25 protein-coding genes and 1 pseudogene are annotated in these 22564 nt (G+C 43.6%); 20 read left to right on the forward strand and 6 right to left on the reverse strand.

The features are described from left to right. Positions 1 to 41: 41 nt before the first annotated feature. A complete protein-coding gene (mrcA, locus tag ACGF5R_RS15775; protein ID WP_387691673.1) occupies positions 42 to 2570 on the reverse strand; it encodes a peptidoglycan glycosyltransferase/peptidoglycan DD-transpeptidase MrcA in 2529 nt (842 codons plus the stop codon). A gap of 119 nt (positions 2571 to 2689) precedes the next feature. Between mrcA and pilM the strand changes: the two genes are divergently transcribed. The 11 genes from pilM to trpS all read left to right on the forward strand — a co-directional run bounded on the left by pilM (position 2690) and on the right by trpS (position 12143). After that, entirely contained in the window at positions 2690 to 3520 is an 831-nt protein-coding gene (pilM, locus tag ACGF5R_RS15780) for a pilus assembly protein PilM (RefSeq protein WP_112878408.1), read from the forward strand. Positions 3521 to 3522: 2 nt separating this feature from the next. After that, positions 3523 to 4074, forward strand: a complete 552-nt coding sequence (locus tag ACGF5R_RS15785) for a PilN domain-containing protein (RefSeq protein ID WP_112878409.1) — start codon at positions 3523 to 3525, stop codon at positions 4072 to 4074. Next, entirely contained in the window at positions 4061 to 4606 is a 546-nt protein-coding gene (locus ACGF5R_RS15790) for a hypothetical protein (protein WP_112878410.1), read from the forward strand. Before ACGF5R_RS15785 ends, ACGF5R_RS15790 begins: the two co-directional genes overlap by 14 nt. Continuing rightward, on the forward strand, positions 4599 to 5633 hold the full coding sequence (gene pilQ, locus ACGF5R_RS15795; RefSeq protein WP_112878411.1) for a type IV pilus secretin PilQ: 1035 nt from the start codon (positions 4599 to 4601) through the stop codon (positions 5631 to 5633). Before ACGF5R_RS15790 ends, pilQ begins: the two co-directional genes overlap by 8 nt. Before the next feature lie 370 nt (positions 5634 to 6003). Then, positions 6004 to 6525 (forward strand): shikimate kinase AroK, encoded by a 522-nt coding sequence (gene aroK, locus ACGF5R_RS15800; RefSeq protein ID WP_036779445.1) that lies wholly within the window; start codon positions 6004 to 6006, stop codon positions 6523 to 6525. Between the two features lie 47 nt (positions 6526 to 6572). Continuing rightward, on the forward strand, positions 6573 to 7661 hold the full coding sequence (gene aroB / locus ACGF5R_RS15805; protein WP_112878412.1) for a 3-dehydroquinate synthase: 1089 nt from the start codon (positions 6573 to 6575) through the stop codon (positions 7659 to 7661). Positions 7662 to 7842: 181 nt separating this feature from the next. Further along, the gene (locus ACGF5R_RS15810; RefSeq protein ID WP_387691675.1) at positions 7843 to 8769 is read left to right on the forward strand and encodes an SPOR domain-containing protein; all 927 of its coding nucleotides are present in this window, start codon (positions 7843 to 7845) and stop codon (positions 8767 to 8769) included. 84 nt (positions 8770 to 8853) lie between these two features. Beyond that, positions 8854 to 9666 (forward strand): adenine-specific DNA-methyltransferase, encoded by an 813-nt coding sequence (dam, locus tag ACGF5R_RS15815; RefSeq protein ID WP_112878414.1) that lies wholly within the window; start codon positions 8854 to 8856, stop codon positions 9664 to 9666. A 60-nt stretch (positions 9667 to 9726) separates the two neighbouring features. After that, positions 9727 to 10407, forward strand: coding sequence for a ribulose-phosphate 3-epimerase (gene rpe / locus ACGF5R_RS15820; RefSeq protein ID WP_387691677.1), 681 nt, complete (start codon positions 9727 to 9729; stop codon positions 10405 to 10407). Beyond that, a complete protein-coding gene (locus ACGF5R_RS15825; protein WP_262981378.1) occupies positions 10397 to 11101 on the forward strand; it encodes a phosphoglycolate phosphatase in 705 nt (234 codons plus the stop codon). Before rpe ends, ACGF5R_RS15825 begins: the two co-directional genes overlap by 11 nt. A 4-nt stretch (positions 11102 to 11105) precedes the next feature. Beyond that, entirely contained in the window at positions 11106 to 12143 is a 1038-nt protein-coding gene (gene trpS, locus ACGF5R_RS15830; RefSeq protein ID WP_387691681.1) for a tryptophan--tRNA ligase, read from the forward strand. A 376-nt stretch (positions 12144 to 12519) separates the two neighbouring features. On the opposite strand, the gene ACGF5R_RS15835 is transcribed toward trpS, so the two are convergent. After that, positions 12520 to 12651 (reverse strand): hypothetical protein, encoded by a 132-nt coding sequence (locus ACGF5R_RS15835; RefSeq protein WP_255566984.1) that lies wholly within the window; start codon positions 12649 to 12651, stop codon positions 12520 to 12522. Here ACGF5R_RS15835 and ACGF5R_RS15840 point away from each other — a divergent pair. The 5 genes from ACGF5R_RS15840 (at position 12598) to ACGF5R_RS15860 (ending at position 15323) form a co-directional block, all read left to right on the forward strand. After that, entirely contained in the window at positions 12598 to 12732 is a 135-nt protein-coding gene (locus ACGF5R_RS15840) for a DUF4160 domain-containing protein (protein ID WP_112878418.1), read from the forward strand. The two genes, ACGF5R_RS15835 and ACGF5R_RS15840, sit on opposite strands and share 54 nt — an antisense overlap. A 132-nt stretch (positions 12733 to 12864) precedes the next feature. After that, positions 12865 to 13158, forward strand: a complete 294-nt coding sequence (locus ACGF5R_RS15845; RefSeq protein ID WP_113042734.1) for a DUF2282 domain-containing protein — start codon at positions 12865 to 12867, stop codon at positions 13156 to 13158. A gap of 27 nt (positions 13159 to 13185) precedes the next feature. Continuing rightward, positions 13186 to 14109: a DUF692 domain-containing protein gene (locus ACGF5R_RS15850; protein WP_387691683.1), complete on the forward strand. Its 924-nt coding sequence runs from the start codon at positions 13186 to 13188 to the stop codon at positions 14107 to 14109. Beyond that, complete coding sequence (locus ACGF5R_RS15855; RefSeq protein WP_262981381.1) at positions 14078 to 14827, forward strand: DUF2063 domain-containing protein; 750 nt, start codon at positions 14078 to 14080, stop codon at positions 14825 to 14827. The genes ACGF5R_RS15850 and ACGF5R_RS15855 overlap by 32 nt, the downstream gene beginning before the upstream one ends. A 1-nt stretch (position 14828) precedes the next feature. Next, positions 14829 to 15323, forward strand: a complete 495-nt coding sequence (locus ACGF5R_RS15860; RefSeq protein ID WP_240000823.1) for a DoxX family protein — start codon at positions 14829 to 14831, stop codon at positions 15321 to 15323. 10 nt (positions 15324 to 15333) lie between these two features. Here the strand turns inward: ACGF5R_RS15860 and ACGF5R_RS15865 are convergent, their stop codons facing one another. Together ACGF5R_RS15865 and ACGF5R_RS15870 are read right to left on the reverse strand one after the other, a co-directional pair. After that, on the reverse strand, positions 15334 to 15534 hold the full coding sequence (locus ACGF5R_RS15865; RefSeq protein ID WP_112878422.1) for a hypothetical protein: 201 nt from the start codon (positions 15532 to 15534) through the stop codon (positions 15334 to 15336). Beyond that, positions 15527 to 16117 (reverse strand): RNA polymerase factor sigma-70, encoded by a 591-nt coding sequence (locus ACGF5R_RS15870; RefSeq protein WP_262981382.1) that lies wholly within the window; start codon positions 16115 to 16117, stop codon positions 15527 to 15529. The genes ACGF5R_RS15865 and ACGF5R_RS15870 overlap by 8 nt, the downstream gene beginning before the upstream one ends. Before the next feature lie 191 nt (positions 16118 to 16308). Between ACGF5R_RS15870 and ACGF5R_RS15875 the strand changes: the two are divergent. Then, positions 16309 to 16641: pseudogene (locus ACGF5R_RS15875) on the forward strand (recombinase family protein); the annotation flags it as partial. Here ACGF5R_RS15875 and yiiM read toward each other — a convergent pair. Both yiiM and sodA read right to left on the reverse strand, forming a co-directional pair. Next, entirely contained in the window at positions 16555 to 17226 is a 672-nt protein-coding gene (yiiM, locus tag ACGF5R_RS15880) for a 6-hydroxyaminopurine reductase (RefSeq protein WP_112878425.1), read from the reverse strand. The pseudogene ACGF5R_RS15875 and the gene yiiM overlap by 87 nt on opposite strands. 118 nt (positions 17227 to 17344) lie before the next feature. Next, positions 17345 to 17971 carry a superoxide dismutase [Mn] gene (sodA, locus tag ACGF5R_RS15885; RefSeq protein WP_387691686.1) on the reverse strand — a complete coding sequence of 209 codons (627 nt, stop codon included), beginning with the start codon at positions 17969 to 17971 and terminating at the stop codon, positions 17345 to 17347. 373 nt (positions 17972 to 18344) lie between these two features. Between sodA and acs the strand changes: the two genes are divergently transcribed. The 3 genes from acs to actP all read left to right on the forward strand — a co-directional run bounded on the left by acs (position 18345) and on the right by actP (position 22321). Next, complete coding sequence (gene acs / locus ACGF5R_RS15890) at positions 18345 to 20300, forward strand: acetate--CoA ligase (protein WP_387691688.1); 1956 nt, start codon at positions 18345 to 18347, stop codon at positions 20298 to 20300. Between the two features lie 63 nt (positions 20301 to 20363). Beyond that, positions 20364 to 20675: a DUF485 domain-containing protein gene (locus ACGF5R_RS15895; RefSeq protein WP_112878428.1), complete on the forward strand. Its 312-nt coding sequence runs from the start codon at positions 20364 to 20366 to the stop codon at positions 20673 to 20675. Beyond that, positions 20672 to 22321, forward strand: coding sequence for a cation/acetate symporter ActP (gene actP / locus ACGF5R_RS15900; RefSeq protein WP_387691690.1), 1650 nt, complete (start codon positions 20672 to 20674; stop codon positions 22319 to 22321). Before ACGF5R_RS15895 ends, actP begins: the two co-directional genes overlap by 4 nt. The last annotated feature ends 243 nt before the right edge of the window (positions 22322 to 22564 follow it).

Consider the following 22564-nt stretch of genomic DNA (forward strand, 5'->3'; position numbering starts at 1 on the left):
GTTCACAGGCACAACAGCGCTTCGTTGTGCCTGTTTTATCATCAGAATAACTCCTGACTTTCACCATTCTCAATTAAAGTCGTGCCAACTTCTTGCACCGCACTCTCTGTAGGTTGAGTGCCGTCAATGAAGTATTCACTACGGGTATCTCCGCCGCCGCCAGCAAGTTTACCTGTTTTACGATCTATCACGGCAGAAACAATCCCCGGAGGAGGTGTAACTTCTTTTTCAGGAACCCCCTCTAGCGCAATTTTCATAAAATCATCCCAAATTGGCTGCGCACTCTTAGCACCCGCCTCACCGCCACTGGCTGCTGTACGGCCAAGGCTTCTACGATGGTCATCAAAACCAATCCAAACCGTCGTGACAATATCTGGCCCATAACCTGAGAACCAAGCATCTTTTGAACTATTAGTTGTCCCAGTTTTGCCACCAATATCACGACGTTTCAGATCGCGTGAAGCACGCCAACCCGTACCTGACCAACCCGGCTCACCAAAGATATTGCTATTCAAAGCATCATGGATCAAAAATGCCAACTGAGTACTGATAACATGAGGAGCATATTCTTGCGCACCTTCACGGCTATCAATTACCGGAGCTCTTTCCAATTCAGGTAACGGCAATATCTCTTGTTGGCTGACATGAGATTGAGCAACATTCTCAATCGAGTTTTCAGAAAGTTCGATTGAACGTACCGTATCCCCATAAATTACTGGAATATCGCACTGCGGACATGCAATTTTAGGTTTAGCCTCAAAGAGAACATCGCCATCTTCGTTTTCAATCTTAGTAATAAAGTAAGGATCGATCAGATAGCCACCATTGGACATAACCGAATACCCTCGTACCATTTGCATTGGTGTGAATGATGGCGAGCCCAAAGCCAGAGATTCTGTTCGTACTATATTTTGTGCCGGGAAACCAAATCGTTGCAGGTAATCAGCGGCATAATCGACTCCCATTGCTCGCATTGCTCGAACCATCACGACGTTCTTCGATTGCCCTAATCCCTGACGCAAACGGATTGGCCCAACATAAGTCGGTGGTGAGTTTTTCGGACGCCAGTCAGTACCGGCTCCTGCATCCCAACGACTAATTGGTAAGTCATTCAGCAATGAAGCCAATGTCAGCCCTTTATCCATCGCTGCGGTATAGAGAAATGGTTTAATATTAGAACCAATTTGACGTAATGACTGAGTGACACGGTTAAATTTACTCAAATTGAAATCAAACCCACCCACCAGCGCCTTCACAGCACCATCATTCGGATCAATAGAGACCAAAGCAGCATTAGCTTCCGGCACTTGTGCCAACCACCAAATATCCTTTACTTTCCGAACCCAAACCTGTTCACCAACTTGAACCACTTCATTCACACTACGAGGAACCGCACCCTGCGCACTATCAGATTTGAACTTTCTGGCCCAACGGACACCCGCCATTGGCAATTCCGCACTACTGCCATCAGGCAACATCACTATCGCCTGAGCACTACCCGCTCTGGTCACCACAGCCGGCATTAATGATCCATAATTAGCCAAAGTCTTAAGCTTCTTAACAATCTGTTCTCGATCCCAAGCAGGTTCGCCCACTTTCCACAAAACTTCCTGCGCCCCACGGTAGCCATGACGCACATCATAATCAATGAGGTTATTACGAACCGCATCCATGGCAGCTAACTGAAGTTTACGGGTAATCGTGGTATAAACTTTATAACCGTCGGTATAAGCATTCTCACCATAACGCTCAATCATCTCCTGACGCACCATCTCGGACAAATAGGGCGCAGAGAAAGCAATCTGAGGTGCATGATAATTAGCAACCAACTTTTCACTTCTAGCTTGATTATATTGCTGCTGAGTAATATAGCCCTCATTGAGCATACGGCTCAGAACCACATTCCGGCGGTTAATCGCTCGGCCATAAGAATAAAGCGGGTTAAACGTAGAAGGTGCCTTTGGCAAACCAGCAATCATGGCTATTTCACTCAGTGTCAACTCATTGACACTCTTACCAAAATAAACTTGAGCCGCAGCCCCAACACCATAAGCCCGGTAACCAAGGTAAATTTTATTAAGATAGAGTTCGAGGATCTCATCTTTATTCAGCAATTGCTCAATCCTGATGGCCAGAAAAGCTTCCTTGATTTTACGCATCAACGTCTTCTCAGGAGTGAGAAAGAAATTTCTCGCCAGTTGCTGAGTAATGGTACTTGCCCCTTGTGATGCATGACCTGAACTCATCGCGACAGAGGCTGCCCGGATAATCCCTACAGGGTCAACCCCGTGATGTTCATAAAAACGGCTGTCCTCCGTGGCAATGAACGCCTTCACCATAATGGGTGGAATTTCGGACAGCTCAAGAGGCATACGGCGCTTTTCACCATATTGGGCAATAAGCTCGCCATCTGCACTGAACACCTGCATTGGTGTCTGTAATTGAACATCCTTTAATGTCGCCACATCAGGTAACTGAGGCTCGATATATTTGTACATACCAAAAATCGAGGCCGTTCCCAGAAAAATGCAACTCACGACAAAGACTAGAAAATACTTTACGAACTTCACCTGAAATTTCCCATGCCATGTTAGTCGGGTGGTTTATAAACAATCGGCGCGTAGTATAAAGGTTACACAGCACCTTGAATATGGTCTTTTATTAAAATTACTGATATGGAGATCGATATATGTATTCACCAAAATGGTATGTCGGATTGGACATCCAAAATGGCATCCTTCGCGCCGTCGCAGCTATAAAACGCCGAGATGGCTGGCAGCTTCGCCACTGCTGGCAATATCTTTTATCTGACGCTGTCATGCCAGAGGGCCGTTTACAACGGCCAGAAATATTATGTGATATTTTAAATCAATGGCGCCAAGAATTACCTAAAAAAATCAGTTTCAGACTTGCCCTACCTGTACAACAAACATTGCAGAAGAGTCTGATTTTACCTCCAGATATCAATCTTAAAGAGCCGGAACAAGGCTGGTTTATCAACGCCAGTGCCGAGAAACAATTTCCCTTTAACACCCGAGAACTAGCGCTGGATTACCGTATTATTGAACAAAACGCCTACATCAGCGCCGCTCGCCAGAAAGATCTCAACCTCTGGCTACAATGTCTTGCACAAGCAGGAATATTTCCAGACGCCATTGATATTGCCCCCTGTGCCCTACGCTATATAGCGCAATATGCTGGCGTTCCCGCTGATAGTTGGCTGTTACACAGGCAACAATCTGGTTGGCTATGGGTATCTCCTGCCAATGTCCCCTTCGCTTATGATCTAGTATCAGCAAATACAGCTGTTTCTCCACAGCAGATTATCCGTCAATTATTTGCTTCATCTATGGCTGAACAGCCTGTTTACTTCAGTAGCTACCAACAAGAAGCCCTACCTGAAGGAACTTACTCTTGGGATATGTTGACAGCATTTCGTCACTATCAACCACCACTGCCAATCCAACTGATGGAATATGTGATAGCTGGTGGTTTAGCACTCAGACCGGATGATAAGTAACGATGTATCAGGTTAATTTTCTACCTTGGCGCCAAACCCGGCTAAAACATCGTTATCGTTGGTGGGCGATTCTTCTCTTATTGCAATTGATGTTGTGGCTGACAGTGCTCGTCTGGATGTTATTAAAACAACAGGAAACGATTAACCAGTATCAAAGACAATGGCAGCAACTCAACCAGCAACAATTATATTTGCAACAACAGATAACTCAGACAGAGGAGGCGGTTAATCTTCACAACAAACTGGCCTATAAATTAAAACAACAACAAACGTGGCTGAAACAGAACCAACAACATTGGCAATTATTCAATGAATTACCTGAATTATTACCGGAAGGAAGTTGGTTAACCGCTTTCGATGATCAGGCAGGTCAATTAAAACTGGTTGCTAATAGTCTGGATTATTCCAGTATGACGTCTCTGCTGGATAATCTTGAAAACAACGGGCAATTGTCTGAAATTCAACTAAAAAAGATGACCACTACCGAACAACAAATTAGACAATTTATTATTGACGCTAACTGGCAGACGGAGATATCCGATGATAAAAAGTGACTATCTATGGTGGTTTGCCAAACCAACCTGGCTGCTCTTTATCTGGCAGCAAGCTATTATCATGCCATTTCTGATTCTGTTTTATCTTTTCTTCTGGCAAGAAAGAATTGAACAGCGAAGTAGCCTGACACAAAAAATAGCAGCTCAACAAATCAATACCAAAGCAGCCAATGAACGACTAAATCAGCTACCGATATTGGAAGATATACAACAACACATCAACCAAATAGAAAATGTACTCAGTAAGCCGCGACAAAATGAGGTAAAAATTACCACAATAAAACAATTACAACAGCCATTGATAAACTCTGGCGCGCAAGTTCTTGAGTGGCAACGTAAAAAAGAAGGGGAAAAAACGCTCTGGCAAATCACAATTTGTTTGAACTACGAACAGATGCTAAGTTTTCTTGAGGCGTTACAAGCGTTATATCCACCACTGCTGATTAAACAGCTTTCCATTTCACCATCAGGTGAATCTCTAAACGTCAAAATCACCCTGTCAGAAACCTCACATGAGGAATTTTATGACTAAAAAATTTATTCTGTTTATCCTTTTTCTGCCCGCTATTGTTGTTGCAGAAATAAGAAATCCTTTTGCTCCCCCGATGATAGAGCCAGAAGAGCAATCGGTTGAGTTATTTGATCAATCAGTCAATGAGACCGAAATTCAGTCCCTCTCAACCGTATTACAATATGCAGATGCAGAAAGAATCGCCATGAATCTCAGGCAAAATACGCCCGCACTGATAACAAAAGAAGGTAAAGTTGATTTTGATCCTGAAACTAACAGTTTGATTTTACAGGATACCCCCATCGCCATCGCACAGATAAAAAGCTGGTTGAAAGAGATAGATACACCACAGCAGCAAGTGCAGATTACTGCACATATCGTGACCAGTAGCCGAGAAGCATTACATGAACTCGGCATTTACTGGGGTATGCCGATAGGAGAGCAGATTAATACATCAACTGGTATAAACCGCCTCAATATCAACCAAGCAGCCAACGATAACATGCATCGATTTGCGTTCAATATTGCCCGCATTCACACCAGTTTACTGGAAATGGAGCTCAGTGCCTTAGAACAAGAAAACCAACTAGATATTATCGCTAGCCCAAGACTAACCGCCTCACATCAACAGTTAGCCAGCATCAAGCAAGGCTCTGATATTCCTTACATCAGCCAAGAAAAAGAGAAAAGTACCGTGCAATTTAAAGAAGCCGTACTAGGAATGGAAGTCACACCCCATATACTGAGAAAAAACAAAATCAGGCTCTCTCTGAAAATCAGTCAAAACATGCCAGGGATCTCAATAAGTCAAGGAGGAGGTGAGAATTTAACCATCGACAAACAGGAAATAATAACTCAAGTTACTGTAAAAAATGGTGAAACACTTATTCTCGGTGGAATTTTTCAACAGAAAAAAGGCGAGCAAACCCAGAAGGTCCCTTATCTATCGGACATCCCACTAATTGGCTCATTATTCAACCAAAAAGGTCATAAACACAGCCGACGTGAGTTAGTCATATTTATTACACCTCAATTGATGGACATTTGATCAAAAATAAAAATATAACTATTATATCAGTGAGTTGGGTCTAAAAAACTTAACTGTTCCGTATGATGATGCGCAGATTTTTCCAACTAATCCTGTTTATAGATTTGACGCTGAGTCCGATTTAGCATACAAGAGTTAACTAATTGAGTGGTCGGGTTTAACATCACAATAATCAGCCAATGAAACCAGAGCTTCCGTCACAAAAAGCTCGTCGTTGATTTATATAGTTGCAAAACTGGCTGATGTACTGAGATAATTTTGTTATCTGATCTCACATTACCGCTCATGAGGTTTCAGTTTAGGTCCCGCTGCTGATTTTGATTAGCGGGGCGGGTTATCATTAACGAATAGTCTTAGTAATACCAAAAACATGGCAGAGAAACGTAATATCTTTCTGGTTGGGCCTATGGGTGCCGGCAAAAGCACTATTGGTCGTCAGTTAGCTCAGCAACTCAATATGGAGTTTTACGACTCCGATCAAGAAATTGAGCGACGTACCGGAGCTGACGTGGGCTGGGTATTCGATGTGGAAGGCGAAGAAGGCTTCCGCGAACGCGAAGAAAAAGTGATTAACGAACTCACTGAAAAACAAGGCATTGTACTGGCGACTGGGGGAGGTTCTGTGAAATCCAGAGAAACCCGTAATCGTCTGTCTGCCCGTGGTGTCGTGGTCTACTTGGAAACCACCATTGAAAAACAGTTAGCACGCACCCAGCGCGATAAAAAACGCCCCTTACTTCAAGTCGATGCACCAGCACGCGAAGTTTTAGAAAATTTAGCAAGCGAACGTAACCCTCTATACGAGGAAATTGCTGACGTCACTATCCGTACCGATGAACAAAGCGCTAAAGTTGTCGCTAACCAAATCATTGAGTTACTGGAAAAGAACTGATTTAAGCAAGTCTGTACAGCGATAAATAATTAAGGCGAAGGCTGCTTATGGAAAAGATCACTGTCACTTTAGGGGAACGTAGTTACCCAATTACCATTGCAAAAGGGTTATTTGACGATCCTTCTGCTTTTGCACCATTAAAAGCAGGCCAGCAAGTTATGCTGGTGACAAATCAAACCCTAGCTCCGCTGTATTTGGCAAAAGTAAAAGCTATCTTACAGCAAACCGGGATTCGGGTAGATGAAGTAGTTCTACCTGATGGTGAACAGTACAAATCTCTTTCCGTATTAAATGACGTATTTTCTGCTTTGCTGGAAAATAACCACAGCCGGGACACAACGCTTATCGCTCTCGGTGGCGGCGTAATCGGTGATTTAACTGGTTTTGCCGCTGCCTGTTATCAACGTGGTGTCCGTTTTATTCAAATGCCTACCACCCTTCTTGCCCAGGTTGATTCCTCTGTCGGAGGAAAAACCGCAGTAAACCATCCCCTTGGCAAGAACATGATAGGTGCATTCTATCAACCAGTCTCTGTGATGGTCGATCTTAATTGCCTGCAAACGCTTCCAGCCCGCGAACTCTCTTCCGGTCTGGCTGAGGTCATCAAGTACGGTATCATTCTCGACAGCGTATTTTTTAGTTGGCTTGAAGATAATATGGATAAACTCCTGGCTCTTGACAACCAAGCAATGGCTTACTGCATCCGTCGTTGCTGCGAATTGAAAGCTGAAGTTGTCGCAGCAGATGAGAAAGAATTGAGTGGCTTGCGTGCCCTACTGAATCTTGGTCACACCTTCGGTCACGCCATCGAAACAGAAATGGGATATGGTGTCTGGTTACATGGGGAAGCAGTTGCCGCCGGAATGGTCATGGCTGCAAGAACAGCTCAACTTGTTGATAATTTCTTTGAACAGGATACTCAACGTATTATCCGATTGTTGGAGCGGGCAAATCTGCCTGTACGCGGGCCACAAAACATGCCACCAGAAGCCTACCTCCCACATATGATGCGAGATAAGAAAGTTATAGCAGGTAAATTACGACTGGTTCTTCCAACAAAAATAGGTAAAGCTGATCTTCGCTCAGATATTGAACACAACTGTGTTCTTGACGCTATCCGTCAGTGTTTACTATGAAAGTGTGTAAATTTTAAGTAAGTTGTATGCTTATAGCATTAAATTAAATGTTTTTTTGCATCCATCTGGTTGTTGTGTCATAAAATAACGACTCTATCAGACAAATTTCTATCTTCGTTAAGTCAGCCTGCCGGACTGACTTCAATTGCAATTGGCAGTATTGGCTCTGTTTGGAGGGCATATGGACGAATTCAAATCAGAAAATGAACAAAGAGCAAATAACGAGTTTAGGCCAGATACCTCAGATCGCCGTCCTTCACGCTCGCGTCAGCCATTAAACAAACCCAAATTTGCGGTTTCACGTCAGCAAATGATGCTCGGCATTGGGATTTTAGTGCTGCTACTGCTGATTATTGCTATCAGTTCTGCCTTAAAAGCCCCAACTGAACATGAAAAACAGCAATCGCCAAATGTTGCCGAGAAGAATATTGATTTATCAAGTTCATCATCCAGCAACGATGACAATCAATCCATAACATCAGAGAATACCACTACAGATACAATCAACAGACCACAGGAAATCAATGTTCCTCCTGTCAGTGGTACTTCAACTCAACCTCATCAGCTTCAAACTAACAATGGCGAAACCCAAAATCAGCGCATTGAATTATCAGGAAATATTCCTGATGCACTGACTCAACAACAAAGTAATATAAATCACGCAGTACAGAATCTGAATCAAACCCAACAATCACTGCCAGTAACACCGCCACCGGTGGTACAGCAGAAATCAGAAAATATCCGTCCACTGAAATCAGAAACACCAGCTAAATCAAAACTATCGACAAGTCATGCTAGCAGTAAAAACAATGTGGTCAGTAGCACCAGTAGTGATCAATTAAAAACCCCGGCAAACCACTACACTTTGCAATTAAGTAGTGCCAGCCGCTCAGATACACTGACCGCTTTTGCTAAAAAGCATAATCTTACCCATTACAAAGTTTATGAAACTAAACGTAATGGAAAAGTTTGGTTTGTTTTAATTCATGGTGATTACCGTTCCGTTTCTGAAGCCAAACGGGCCGTTTCATCTCTACCAGCCGAGATTCAGGCGAAAAAACCTTGGGTTAGAACGATGCAGCAAGTGCAACAAGACCTAAGAAAATAAAACAATATTTATTAGGCGCTGATATGCTGTCCTAAACAGAGTACAATCTGCGGCTCTGGAATGATTGAGTAATTAATTGACAGCATGAAAAAAAAACGCGCTTTCTTAAAATGGGCCGGTGGAAAATACCCGTTGGTAGATGATATCAAACGTCATCTGCCAGCCGGTAGTTGTCTGATAGAGCCATTTGTTGGCGCAGGTTCTGTCTTTTTGAACACAGACTACGATTCTTATATCCTCGCTGATATCAACAGTGACCTGATTAACCTGTACAACACAGTAAAACTCAGGGCTGATGAGTTTATCGTCCACACACAGCCTCTGTTTACCCAAGAATACAATACAGCCGAACATTTTTATCAGTTACGAGAGCAATTTAACCAAAGCACTGACCCGTTCCATCGCAGCGTGTTATTCCTTTATCTCAATCGCCATTGTTACAACGGCCTCTGTCGTTATAATTCTCATGGTAAATTTAACGTACCTTTTGGCCGTTATAAAAAACCCTACTTTCCCGAAGAAGAATTACACTGGTTTGCTGAAAAAGCCCAAAATGCGACTTTTATCTGTGAGCACTACCAACACACGTTGAACGAAGCACATAAAGGCTCAGTTATCTATTGCGATCCTCCTTATGCTCCTTTGTCAGCAACAGCGAACTTTACGGCGTATCACACCAATAGTTTTAACGTTGCAGATCAGGAAAATCTGGCAAATATTGCATTTAAGTTATCATCAGAACGTGCAATTCCTGTTTTGATATCCAACCACGATACGCCAATGACGCGAAAATGGTACTATCAGGCTTCACTTCATATTGTCAAAGCACGTCGTACTATCAGCAGGAATATCCTTGCCCGCAGTAAGGTAGACGAACTTTTGGCATTATATCGCTGATTTATCCACTCCCCTTTTGCCTGGCAATTAAGGGATGATAGAAACGATTTGGAGAAGATAATGAAAGACTTTCTGATTGCCCCATCCATTTTATCTGCAAATTTTGCGCGGCTGGGTGAAGATACAGCTAAGGTGCTGGCAGCAGGGGCTGACGTTGTTCACTTTGATGTGATGGACAACCATTATGTCCCTAACCTGACTATCGGGCCTATGGTCTGCCAGGCTCTACGAGATTATGGCATCACTGCACCAATCGATGTCCATTTGATGGTAAAACCGGTTGACCGCATCATCCCTGATTTTGCCAAAGCAGGAGCGACTTACATTACCTTCCACCCAGAAACCAGCGAGCATATTGACCGCAGTTTACAACTGATCAAAGAGCATGGTTGTAAAGCTGGCTTGGTATTCAATCCTGCAACTCCATTGAGTTATCTTGATTATGTCTTGGATAAACTGGATATCATTCTATTGATGTCGGTAAATCCCGGTTTCGGTGGCCAATCTTTCATCCCTGGAACACTAGAGAAACTGCGTCAGGTTCGTAAAATCATTGATGAAAGCGGTTATGATATTCGTCTTGAAGTAGACGGTGGCATTAAAGCTAACAACATTGCCGCAGCAGCAACCGCGGGAGCAGATATGTTTGTTGCTGGCTCAGCTATTTTCAATCAGCCTGATTACAAAACTGTTATTGATAATATGCGTAGTGAATTGTCAAAGGTATCTCATGGCAAGTAAGGTATTAAAAGGCATTCGTGCTATCGCTTTTGATCTGGACGGCACACTGGTAGACAGCGCCGATGGTTTGGCTGATGCACTGGATCAAGCGCTGTTAGCCAAAGATCTCCCTGCTGCGGGAAAAGAGCGGGTTGCTGCTTGGGTAGGTAATGGCGCAGACATTATGGTCGAACGGGCGTTGACATGGGCCAGAGTCAAATTGACCGCGCAACTGCATAAAGAAACCCGTGAGCTATTTGACCGATTCTATGAAACAACTGTAACAACAGGCAGTCAACTGTTCCCAGAAGTCAAAGCTACATTGGCTGAACTGGCAAAACACAATTTGCCAATGGGTATCATCACCAATAAACCAACACCTTTCATTGCTCCTCTGCTGGCTTCTTTAGGCATCAGTGAATATTTTTCATTAGTGTTAGGTGGTGATGATGTTAAAGAGAAAAAGCCACATCCGGCACCTATTTATTTAACAATGGGCACATTCGGACTGCGTAAGGAAGAATTGCTCTTTGTCGGTGATTCCCGTAATGATATTTTAGCAGCACAAGCGGCTGGTTGCCCTTGTGTTGGTTTAACTTATGGATATAACTACGGTGAATCTATTGCATTAAGCAATCCAGATTGCATATTAACGAATTTTTCGGATCTGCTATCCATAATTGGACTCCCATATTTAAAACTTCAGGAAGCATAATAAAATGAATAAACCCACTGTATCTGAAACACTAAACTCCCAAAAACCTATTGTATTCAGCGGCGCACAGCCTTCCGGTGAATTAACCATCGGTAACTATATGGGGGCGTTACGTCAGTGGGTTAAAATGCAGGATGATTATGACTGCATCTATTGCATTGTTGACCAACATGCAATTACAGTCCGCCAGGACTCAAAAGAGTTGAGAAAACGCACTCTGGATACACTAGCTCTCTACCTGGCTTGTGGCATTGACCCAGAGAAAAGTACTATTTTTGTCCAATCTCATGTCCCACAACACGCTCAGTTAAGCTGGGTTCTAAACTGTTATACTTATTTCGGTGAACTCAGCCGCATGACTCAGTTTAAAGACAAATCAGCTCGTCATGCCGAAAACATCAATGCAGGCTTGTTTGACTATCCTGTACTGATGGCGGCGGATATTTTGGTATACCAAACAAATCAGGTTCCTGTAGGTATCGATCAGAAACAACATCTTGAATTGAGCCGTGATATTGCTCAACGATTTAATGCCATCTACGGCAATATCTTCTCTGTACCAGAACCGTTTATCCCAACCGGTGGTGCCCGCGTTATGGCCCTTCAAGACCCAGAAAAGAAAATGTCCAAGTCAGATGATAACCGTAACAACGTTATCGCTCTGTTGGAAGATCCAAAATCAGCCGCTAAAAAGATAAAACGCGCAGTCACAGATTCAGAAGAACCTCCTCGTGTTCGCTATGATCTGGAACAAAAACCGGGTGTTTCCAATTTATTAGATATCCTCGCGGGTGTTACTGACAAAACCATTCCTGAACTGGAAGCAGAATTTGAAGGCCAGATGTATGGTCATTTAAAAAGTGCTGTTGCTGATGCAGTTTCCGGTATGTTGACTGAGTTACAAGAGCGTTTCCACTATTTCCGTAATGATGAAATCCTGCTGAACAAAATCATGGCAGAAGGTGCAGCGAAGGCAAAAGCCCGCGCTCAGATTACGCTAGATAAAGTGTATGAAGCTGTTGGTTTTATTGCTCACCCTTAATTAAGAGATAAAATGTGCACGTTCACCACGTGCACATTCCAGGCTACAGAAAAGCAATACGATTGGACAAATTAAAACAGTATAAAGCAAGCTTAAACTGACCTATTTAAGATATTCCGATTTTTCATATTCGATTATTTAACTGGTTTATTAAAAAGTTTATTCTGCGGTTGAAAATATTATTAAAGCGGTTCATTTTGGAAAATATATTACCTGATTAACCTATTCATATTTACTTTTTTCGGGGAATATAACCATTAACAAAACCAATTTTTGCTTCTCATTTTCCATTGATAGTTTTATGATAGGCAAATTTTAAGCCATTATTAAAGGCCGTTGTTTTACCCTCTAGTTTTAATTTTAATAGTATAAGGTTTTAACCGTTGTTTTTACCACTTTTAATCACCTGATTTTTATTCGGTTTAATCGGAAGTTCTTTGTCACCCTGATACCGATGTACTATGACGATCACAACCCACCCCACTTTCATGCCTACTACGATGAACATACGGAAAACATCCTAAAAAAGCCTATTCCTTGTACAGACCAATATCTGATTCACAAAAATAAGTCATTAAAAATCAGTTAACTATAAAAAAATCATTTTTTTCTCATATTCACTGTAAGAAATTGATGTGCGGTGCGACTAATCGAGTGAAGCAAATGCTCGTTTCAGCGAAGCAGTAATTCACCTTCTACACCAATATAAAAGGAACGTTCTATGACTAAACAAACGACAAAAGCATTACTGGCCCTAGCCTTAGGCAGCGCACTGATTACGGTAGGCACTTCAGCAATGGCGGATTCCGGCAGCAAAATGGAGAAATGCTATGGCGTTTCTCTGAAAGGGAAAAACGACTGTAAAGCAGGCGCAGGCACCACCTGTGCTGGTACCTCAAAAAAGGATTATCAGGGTAATGCCTGGAAAATGGTACCGGCGGGTTCCTGCGTAAAAATGAAGTCTCCGACCTCCCCAACTGGTTTTGGTCAACTGGACGCATTTAAAGAAGCGTAATTCTGGCATCAGGCAGGAGCTCATACGATGACAATTTCTTTACCCTCACATAGTGTCTCTCGTGATGCTCCTGACTGTCTCATGCTAAATAGGCTTCCGACCAGAGCAGGGATCGGGTTAAAGCCGGAGCATTTTCGCGCTATCCTGCGCGATAAACCCGACATTGGTTTTTTTGAAATTCACGCGGAAAATTATTTGGTTGCGGGAGGTCCGTTTCATCAAGCACTAACCGCCATTCGCCAAGATTATCCGCTCTCTATTCATGGTGTGGGCATGTCCATCGGAGGAGAAAGTCCTCTGAATCAGACTCATTTACAACGTGTTGCTGCGCTGGTTGAACGCTACCAGCCGACCGTTTTTTCTGAACACCTTGCCTGGTCGACGCACAACGAGCTATTTCTCAATGATCTGCTACCGCTGCCTTATACCGACGTCACGCTGACGCGGGTCTGCGAACACATCGATCAGGTACAAAATGCGCTGCGTCGCCCCATTCTGCTGGAAAACCCATCTACTTACATCGAGTTCAGTGCCTCAACCATGAGCGAGACTGACTTTATCTCCGAGGTGATACGCCGCACCGGATGCGGACTACTGCTGGATGTGAACAATCTCTATATCAGTGGCGTCAACCATAATCGCTGCCCACGGCAGATGCTATTCGAACTGCCACTTCACCGTGTCGGTGAAATTCATCTGGCAGGCTATACGGAAAGCCGCGATGGGGCAAACGACTTGCTGTTGATTGATTCACACGACAGTCATGTGACCGGGCCTGTCTGGGATCTTTATAACGAGACCCTGAATGAAACAGGGCCGATCGCCACCCTGATCGAATGGGACAGCAATATCCCACCATTAGACGTGTTACTAAACGAAGCCGGCCATGCCCAGCGTTACATTACGGAGAGCTCGAAAAATGCAACAACAACTGTATCAAGCACTTCTTGACCCCGACCTCGCGGTACCAGAGGGGCTGACAGTCTGGAACGATAGCGATCCAGCGGTACGTTTTGCGGTTTATCGTAATAATGTCATGGCGTCGCTGATCGACGCACTGGCCGAAAACTGCCCTGTCCTTCTCGCCCAGCTCGGAAAGTGCTTTTTTCGTGCGATGGCGGCGGAGTTTATACGTCAACAACCTCCACCCTCTCCTGTTTTGGCAAGCTATGGCGCACAATTGCCGGACTGGATTGCGACATTTCAGCCGTTGGCAGACTGGCCTTGGCTGAGCGATCTCACCCGGCTGGAAATGTTGTTTATCGAATCACTGCATGCAGCGGACCCTGCCAAACAGACGGCAGAAGCGGCCCCCGTTGACGACCCCGCACAGTTGCTGATGGCGCTCCATCCTTCGGTACGGCTCTTTAGTTCAGATTATGCCGTCTTCAGCCTATGGGCCTCACACCAACAAAATGAAAACGAGATGCTGCTGGACCCATTCCAGCCTGAACATATGTTGCTGTGCCGCGTTGACGACGACGTGCGAATAATGTTGCTCAGCCGTGCGGAAATGCAATTTGTTGCTATGCTCCAGTCCGGTCGGTGTCTTACCGAAGCCCTAGATATTGCCGCCAGGGAGGATGCAACTTTTGAGCCTCAGTCGGTTTTACAACGCATGCAGCACTATGGACTGATCCTTTCTCTATACAGCAACACGGAGCGCTAAAATGGCATTACTCAATATAGCATTACTCAAAATGTTAGCGTTAAAAGGGCAACACATTGCGCAGGAAAGTGTTATTCCCCTTCTGGCGCGCATTAGCCTTGCCGCAACATTCTGGCTGTCAGGCCAAAGCAAAGTGGTGGGATTAAACATAGATATTCTGGAGACACGCACACCCTGGCAATTAGGGATTCCGCGAGTTACCGATAGCTCCGTGTCGCTCTTTACCAGCGAGTACAAGCTTCCTCTACTGCCACCCGATGTTGCTGCCGTCATGGCCGCGACCGCAGAACACTTGTTTCCGCTGCTGCTGATTGTCGGATTAGCGACACGCTTCTCCGCGCTAGCATTAATGGTGATGACACTGGTGATTCAGATATTTGTTTATCCGGATGCCTGGCCTGTTCACGCTACCTGGCTGACGGCTCAGTTGTATCTGGTGACTTATGGCGGTGGGAGGTTTTCGCTTGATCGCCTGATTTACCGACATCGTACCTGATTCCCCCTCCCTACGTTACTTTATTTTGATTCTCATTTTCGCCACGAGCGAATGCGGAAGTGATAGTGCGCAGGTCGGCAAGCTGTTGTCTGAAGTTTCGGCACCCGTCGCATATTTTCAAATGCAGCATTAGCTGAACATGTTGAGAAAGCACGATTTTTTCATCCAGCGCCTGAGACATCAGGCGTGTAGCTTGGTAACAACTAAGCATATTTATCCTCCTGGGAAAACCAGCGTTGTGACAAACATTCGCGTAAACGCATACGCGCACGCCAGAGCATCACATTCAGGTTGCTGACCGAGAGCGCCATCTCCTGACAGATCTCCTGAGTCTCAAGACCAATAAATTCGCGCATCATAAATGCCCGTGCGTTTTGCGTTGGCAACTGTGTCAGACAAAGCTCGAAAACCGTCCAAAATTGCTCCTGTTCGGCCGCCTCATCCGGTAAATGCCAGCGCTGAGAATGCTCGTTTCGTGGCCAGTGACCAGACTCATCAAACAGCGCTTCGAAATTTTGCTCATCAACATCATCAGTCAGTTGCACGCTGCTGTGCCGATAACGCATACGCAAGGCGTCCGAGATTTTGTTGCGCAGGATCGTAAACACCCAGCTTTTCCAGGCGGCTCGTCCGGCAAAGGAAGAGGCATTCTTCATCGCCCCTTCCAGCGCCTCTTGAACAACGTCTTCCGCCTGATGAAAATCATTCAACTGCAAGCTAGCAAACTGCAACATCTGTTTATGCAGCATGGAAAAAAACTGCGGATCCCGCAGCAGATTATTGATATCGGACATCTTAGTTTCTATCTCAACAGGATTGTTCGGGATAACCGGGTATTACTGGCGGAATCGTTTAAATTCACTCACATGACTTAGGGACCGTTTGGGGAACGGGGACAATTCTAAATTAAATCTGTTTTTTGTACAGCAGGGGACGTGTCTTTTCCCCAGAGTCACCTATTTTTCGTTCAACTTCATAGCGTCATGGAGAAGTAAATCTGACCAGTTCTGCCGAGAGAGTGACCATGCAGATAATAGCTGCAATGGCAGAGTTTAAACAAGACTTACTGATAGAGCGCACTCATTTTGGTATTGCACGAGCTAAAGCAGTAGGAAAACACATGGGACGCCGTTCGGTACTTAATGAGGAACAACAACGAGTGGTGATTGAACATCTGAAAGTAGGAAGTAGTGTCAGTGCTAATGTGCACGTTCACCACGTGCACATTTTATTATTTCCCGAACAACCTACGGTTAAAATCCTCAATCTTTCCAAACATCACCCGCTTTTGCATAGTCAGGCTCCAACTGGCAGATAACCCAGCGGCACTCATCAACCGACGATATTGCTCTTCATCAAATGGCATATTAAAAGCAATCGCTACCGCTTCTTTAACCAAAACATCACTATTACGGGAAACAAGAACAAAAGGCTCATCCGGGCTAACATTTCCCGCTGCAATAATTCGGTAAAGCCAACCACAGCGGCCACTCCCCTGCATAATGGCAGAAAAATTACTGATACCGGAATGAGAATTGAGTTTGTAACAAGGCGAACGAGGCTGAGTTACCTGAAGCATGGCCTCTCCCCAACTGAAAATATCACCGATACAAACATTTTCTTCAGTCAACCCCGTTGTGGAAATATTTTCGCCAAACGCGGGAGCAATAAAGAAATCTTCCTGATCAGGAAATTGATGTTTCCAGAAATCGTAGTGTTCACGGGGATAATGGCAAAGCGCACGATCAGGGCCACCATGGAAACGGGTTTCGGCCTGTTCATCACCTTCTAATCCTAGAGAAGTCAGACGCAAGCTACCATCAACCATCCGTTTGTTAATTGCGCTGGCAGAAAGTTTTCCTGATATTTCAATTTTACCCGTATATACCTGCGGACAATACATAATTCACTTTCCTTATTGAAATCAGTCTGACATCACCATCATAAACCAATATTCAACCAATAAAAATGCCGGCAGTCATATCAGCCGGCATAGCAGAAAAGACAAATTATTCAGAAAGTTATTTCACTTTTTCCTGATAACGTATCGCTGCTTCATCCCAGTTAACAACGCTCCAGAATGCTTTAATATAGTCAGGACGACGGTTTTGGTACTGTAAGTAATAAGCATGTTCCCAAACATCCAGACCAATAATCGGATAACCAGATGCACCAGAAATCGCTTCACCCATTAATGGGTTATCCTGGTTAGCAGTCGATACAACCGCCAGTTTGCCATCATCTTTCAGTACTAGCCACGCCCAACCAGAACCAAAGCGGGTAGCCGCTGCCTGCTCAAATTTCTCTTTAAAAGAATCTATACTACCGAAATCGCGTTCAATAGCTTCTTTTAATGGACCTTGCAGAGTTGTGCCTAATTTCAGACCTTTCCAAAACAAGCTATGGTTAGCGTGCCCACCAGCATTATTACGAACAAAAGTACGTTTATCAGCAGGTATCTTATCTAATTGCTGAATCAGATCATCAATATCCAGTCCTGCCAGCTCAGGGAAGGCTTCCAGGGCGCTATTGGTATTATTAACGTAAGTCTGATGATGCTTGGTATGGTGGATTTCCATCGTCTGCTTATCAAAATGAGGTTCCAGAGCTTCATAAGAATAAGGAAGAGAAGGTAATGAATAGCTCATATCATGTACTCCAGTCATATAAGAATGGTTCAAAGTCCACACCTTGTGAACAACGTGATCATTATAGTTAATTAAATATTATTGGAAATGCTTATCAACACCATATTCTCATTATGGTTTTATCATACAACTGTGTTTCAGTGACTTATCAGTCAATTTGTCTATATTAAACATTATTATTGGATTAGGATTTTGAATTACTATTTTTGATTAGCAATTAAACCTAAATAAACCCGCCACACTAAATGACAATCACGTGAAAAATATTCTTTTTATTGCGTGATCTTCCGCGCAAAAAAAAAACAAAAATTCTCTTTACACTTTAGTTAACTTTGATTTGACATAATATTAACATTCGTAAGGAGAATATTATATGACCAAAATAATGAAGCACCCTATTCCTATCGCCATTGCAGAACATGCCCTGATGAATGAGCAACAATATCAACAAGACTACCAATTATCGTTGCAAGATCCCGACAGGTTCTGGGGTGAAAAAGGAAAAATTGTTGACTGGATTAAGCCTTACACCAAGGTAAAGAATACCTCTTTTGATCCTGGACATATCAATATCCGCTGGTTTGAAGATGGAACACTAAACTTAAGCGCAAATTGTCTCGATCGTCATCTAAAAGAACGTGGTGAGCAAACCGCTATTATCTGGGAAGGTGATGATCCAACAGAATCCAAAGCAATAACCTATCGTGAACTACACCATGATGTATGTCAGTTTTCCAATGTATTGAAAAATATGGGTATTAAAAAAGGCGATGTTGTTGCTATTTACATGCCGATGGTGCCAGAAGCAGCGGTTGCCATGTTAGCATGTGCCCGCATTGGTGCTATTCACTCTGTTATTTTCGCAGGTTTTTCTCCTGATGCTGTATCCGGGCGTATCATCGATTCAAACACCAAATTGGTCATTACCGCCGATGAAGGATTAAGAGCAGGACGTACAATCCCCCTGAAAAAGAATGTTGATGACGCATTAAATAATGCAGCCGTTGTCAATGTATCCAATGTGATCGTTTTTAAACGTACTGGAAATATTGGTCACTGGCAATCTGGCCGCGACCTTTGGTGGCATGAATTGGTAGCAGACGCGAGTGCTGACTGTCCAGTTGAAGAGATAAATGCAGAAGACCCACTGTTTATTCTCTATACCTCAGGCTCTACCGGTAAACCCAAAGGGGTACTGCACACCACTGGAGGTTACCTTGTATATGCATCTCTAACATTTAAATATGTATTCGATTATCAGCCGGGGGAAGTTTACTGGTGCACAGCCGATGTGGGATGGGTTACTGGACATAGCTACCTGCTCTACGGCCCCCTTTCCTGTGGCGCTATTACCCTAATGTTTGAAGGTGTACCAAACTATCCTGCGGTTAACCGTTTAAGTCAGGTTATTGATAAACATCAGGTAAATATCCTGTATACAGCACCCACAGCGATTCGTGCCCTGATGGCGGAAGGTGACAAAGCTATTGAAGGAACGAAACGTACTTCTCTGCGTATTATGGGATCAGTTGGCGAACCGATTAACCCGGAAGCTTGGGAATGGTATTACCAGAAAATTGGTAACAGCAAATGCCCGATTGTCGATACCTGGTGGCAAACAGAAACTGGTGGCTTCATGATCACACCACTGCCAGGCGCAACCGAACTAAAAGCAGGTTCCGCAACGCTACCTTTCTTCGGTGTTCAGCCCGCATTGGTTGATAATCTTGGTGAACTACTAGAAGGTGTTTGTGAAGGAAACCTGGTTATTACCGATTCCTGGCCAGGACAAGCACGCTCACTATTTGGCGATCATGACCGTTTCGAACAAACCTATTTCTCTACCTTTAAGGGAATGTATTTTAGTGGTGATGGCGCACGCCGTGATAAAGATGGCTACTATTGGATAACTGGCCGTGTTGATGATGTGCTGAATATTTCCGGCCACCGTCTAGGTACTGCTGAAATTGAATCTGCTTTGGTCTCTCATCCTAAAATTGCAGAAGCTGCTGTCGTAGGTACCCCACATAATATTAAAGGGCAGGCAATTTATGCCTATGTCACCTTAAATCACGGTGAAGAACCCTCTCCAGAACTCTATACAGAAGTCCGTAATTGGGTACGTAAAGAAATCGGTCCGATTGCTACACCAGATATCCTACACTGGACAGACTCCTTACCAAAAACCCGTTCAGGAAAAATTATGCGTCGTATCCTGCGCAAAATAGCCTCCGGCGATACCAACAATCTAGGAGACATTTCAACACTAGCAGATCCAGGAGTAGTAGAAAAATTGTTGGAAGAAAAACAAACAATGAATATTTCGTGACAGATCATGCCGCCTTATGGCGGCTGTAATCAAAATATAATAAATATAAGAGGATATACTCCGATGAATGACGACATTTACCAAGGGATCGAGAATAACCCGCGTTTCAAAGAATTGGTTGAAAAGCGGGGACGTTTTGCATGGTTGCTATCAATAATCACATTAATTCTGTATGTCGGTTTTATTTTTCTCATTGCATTTGCCCCAGAATGGCTAGGTACTCCCCTTTATAATGATTCCAGTATTACCCGTGGAATACCGGTTGGTATTGGTTTAATTGTTATTTCATTCATCTTAACCGGCTTATATGTAATCAGAGCCAATAGCGAGTTTGATCACCTTACCTCACAAATTCTCTGTGAGGTAAAGAAATGAAAAAGTTCCTGTTATTAGCAATAGTGCTATTTCCTCATCTCACCTGGGCTAACGCAATCTCTGAAACTGGAGAAAGGAAACCTATCAACATTCAGGCCATTATCATGTTTGTCCTGTTTGTTGGTTTTACACTCTATATCACTTACTGGGCCTCAAAAAAAACCCGCTCCCGTACTGATTACTACACGGCGGGGGGACGTATTACTGGTTTCCAAAATGGAATGGCAATTGCGGGAGATTTTATGTCCGCAGCATCATTCCTCGGCATTTCCGCTTTAGTCTATACGTCTGGTTATGATGGACTAATTTATTCTATCGGCTTCTTGATTGGCTGGCCTATTATCCTATTTCTGATTGCCGAAAGATTAAGAAACCTTGGACGCTATACTTTTGCCGATGTCGCTTCTTACCGGTTACAGCAACGCCCAATCCGTACGTTATCTGCAATTGGCTCGCTGTTTGTTGTCGCCCTTTATCTTATTGCTCAGATGGTTGGCGCAGGCAAACTTATCGAATTGCTTTTTGGGCTCAATTACCATGTAGCGGTCGTATTGGTTGGTATCCTGATGGTACTTTATGTTTTGTTTGGCGGTATGCTAGCAACGACCTGGGTACAAATTATCAAAGCTATCCTATTACTAGCTGGTGCCACCTTTATGGCCCTTATGGTCATGAAAATAGTAAACTTCAATTTCAATACGTTGTTCAAAGAAGCCATTGCTGTCCACTCAAAAGGTGAAGCCATCATGAGTCCAGGAGGGTTAGTATCTGACCCAATATCCGCACTTTCTCTTGGTTTGGCATTGATGTTTGGTACCGCTGGTTTACCTCATATTATCATGCGTTTCTTTACTGTAAGTGATGCGAAAGAGGCCCGAAAGAGCGTTTTCTACGCTACTGGCTTTATTGGTTATTTTTACATTCTGACTTTTATCATCGGCTTCGGTGCTATTTTACTGGTTAGTCCAAACCCTTCCTTTAAAGATGCTACCGGCGCACTCATTGGTGGTACTAACATGGCAGCCATTCACCTCGCTAGTGCAGTTGGAGGCAACTTGTTTCTGGGTTTTATCTCTGCTGTCGCCTTTGCCACAATTCTAGCCGTTGTTGCGGGGCTAACGCTGGCTGGCGCATCAGCAGTATCACATGACCTATATGCAAACGCCATTAAACGCGGTAAAGCCAATGAACGAGATGAACTGAGAGTATCAAAAATAACAGTTGTGATACTTGGATTTATCGCAATCGGATTAGGTATTCTATTTGAGAACCAGAACATAGCTTTCATGGTTGGATTAGCATTTTCTATTGCTGCAAGCTGTAACTTCCCAACCATTCTTTTGTCTATGTACTGGCGTAAACTCACTACTCGTGGTGCGTTAACCGGAGGTTGGCTAGGATTAATTACATCAGTAGTTTTAATGATTCTCGGTCCAACAATTTGGGTCAGCATTCTCGGTCACGAGAAACCAATCTATCCTTATGAATATCCAGCATTATTCTCAATGATTATCGCTTTTATTGGTTCATGGCTATTTTCTATCACCGATAATTCACAACAAGGTATGCAAGAAAGAGAACAATTTAGAATCCAGTTTATTCGATCACAAACAGGACTTGATATCGCACAAGGAAAAACACACTAATTACGTTTTTATGTCCAGCCTCTCCTTCGGGAGAGGTATTTTCATTAGAAGCCGCCTGAATTTAGAGCTATTTCACAAGTTAACCTCTTGTTTTAATCCTAGGTTAATGATTAACTCTTTTATTTCAATTTATTAATTAACCTCAGCTTCGTTTAAAAATAGCGATATCACAATCCCGTAAATTCAAGCTCGGTTTTTTAGGTTGGAATGTATAAGCAATTAAGCCCGCGACGATTTCCAATA

This window comes from Photorhabdus sp. RM71S, assembly GCF_042879355.1.
GTDB classification, from domain to species: domain Bacteria; phylum Pseudomonadota; class Gammaproteobacteria; order Enterobacterales; family Enterobacteriaceae; genus Photorhabdus; species Photorhabdus kayaii.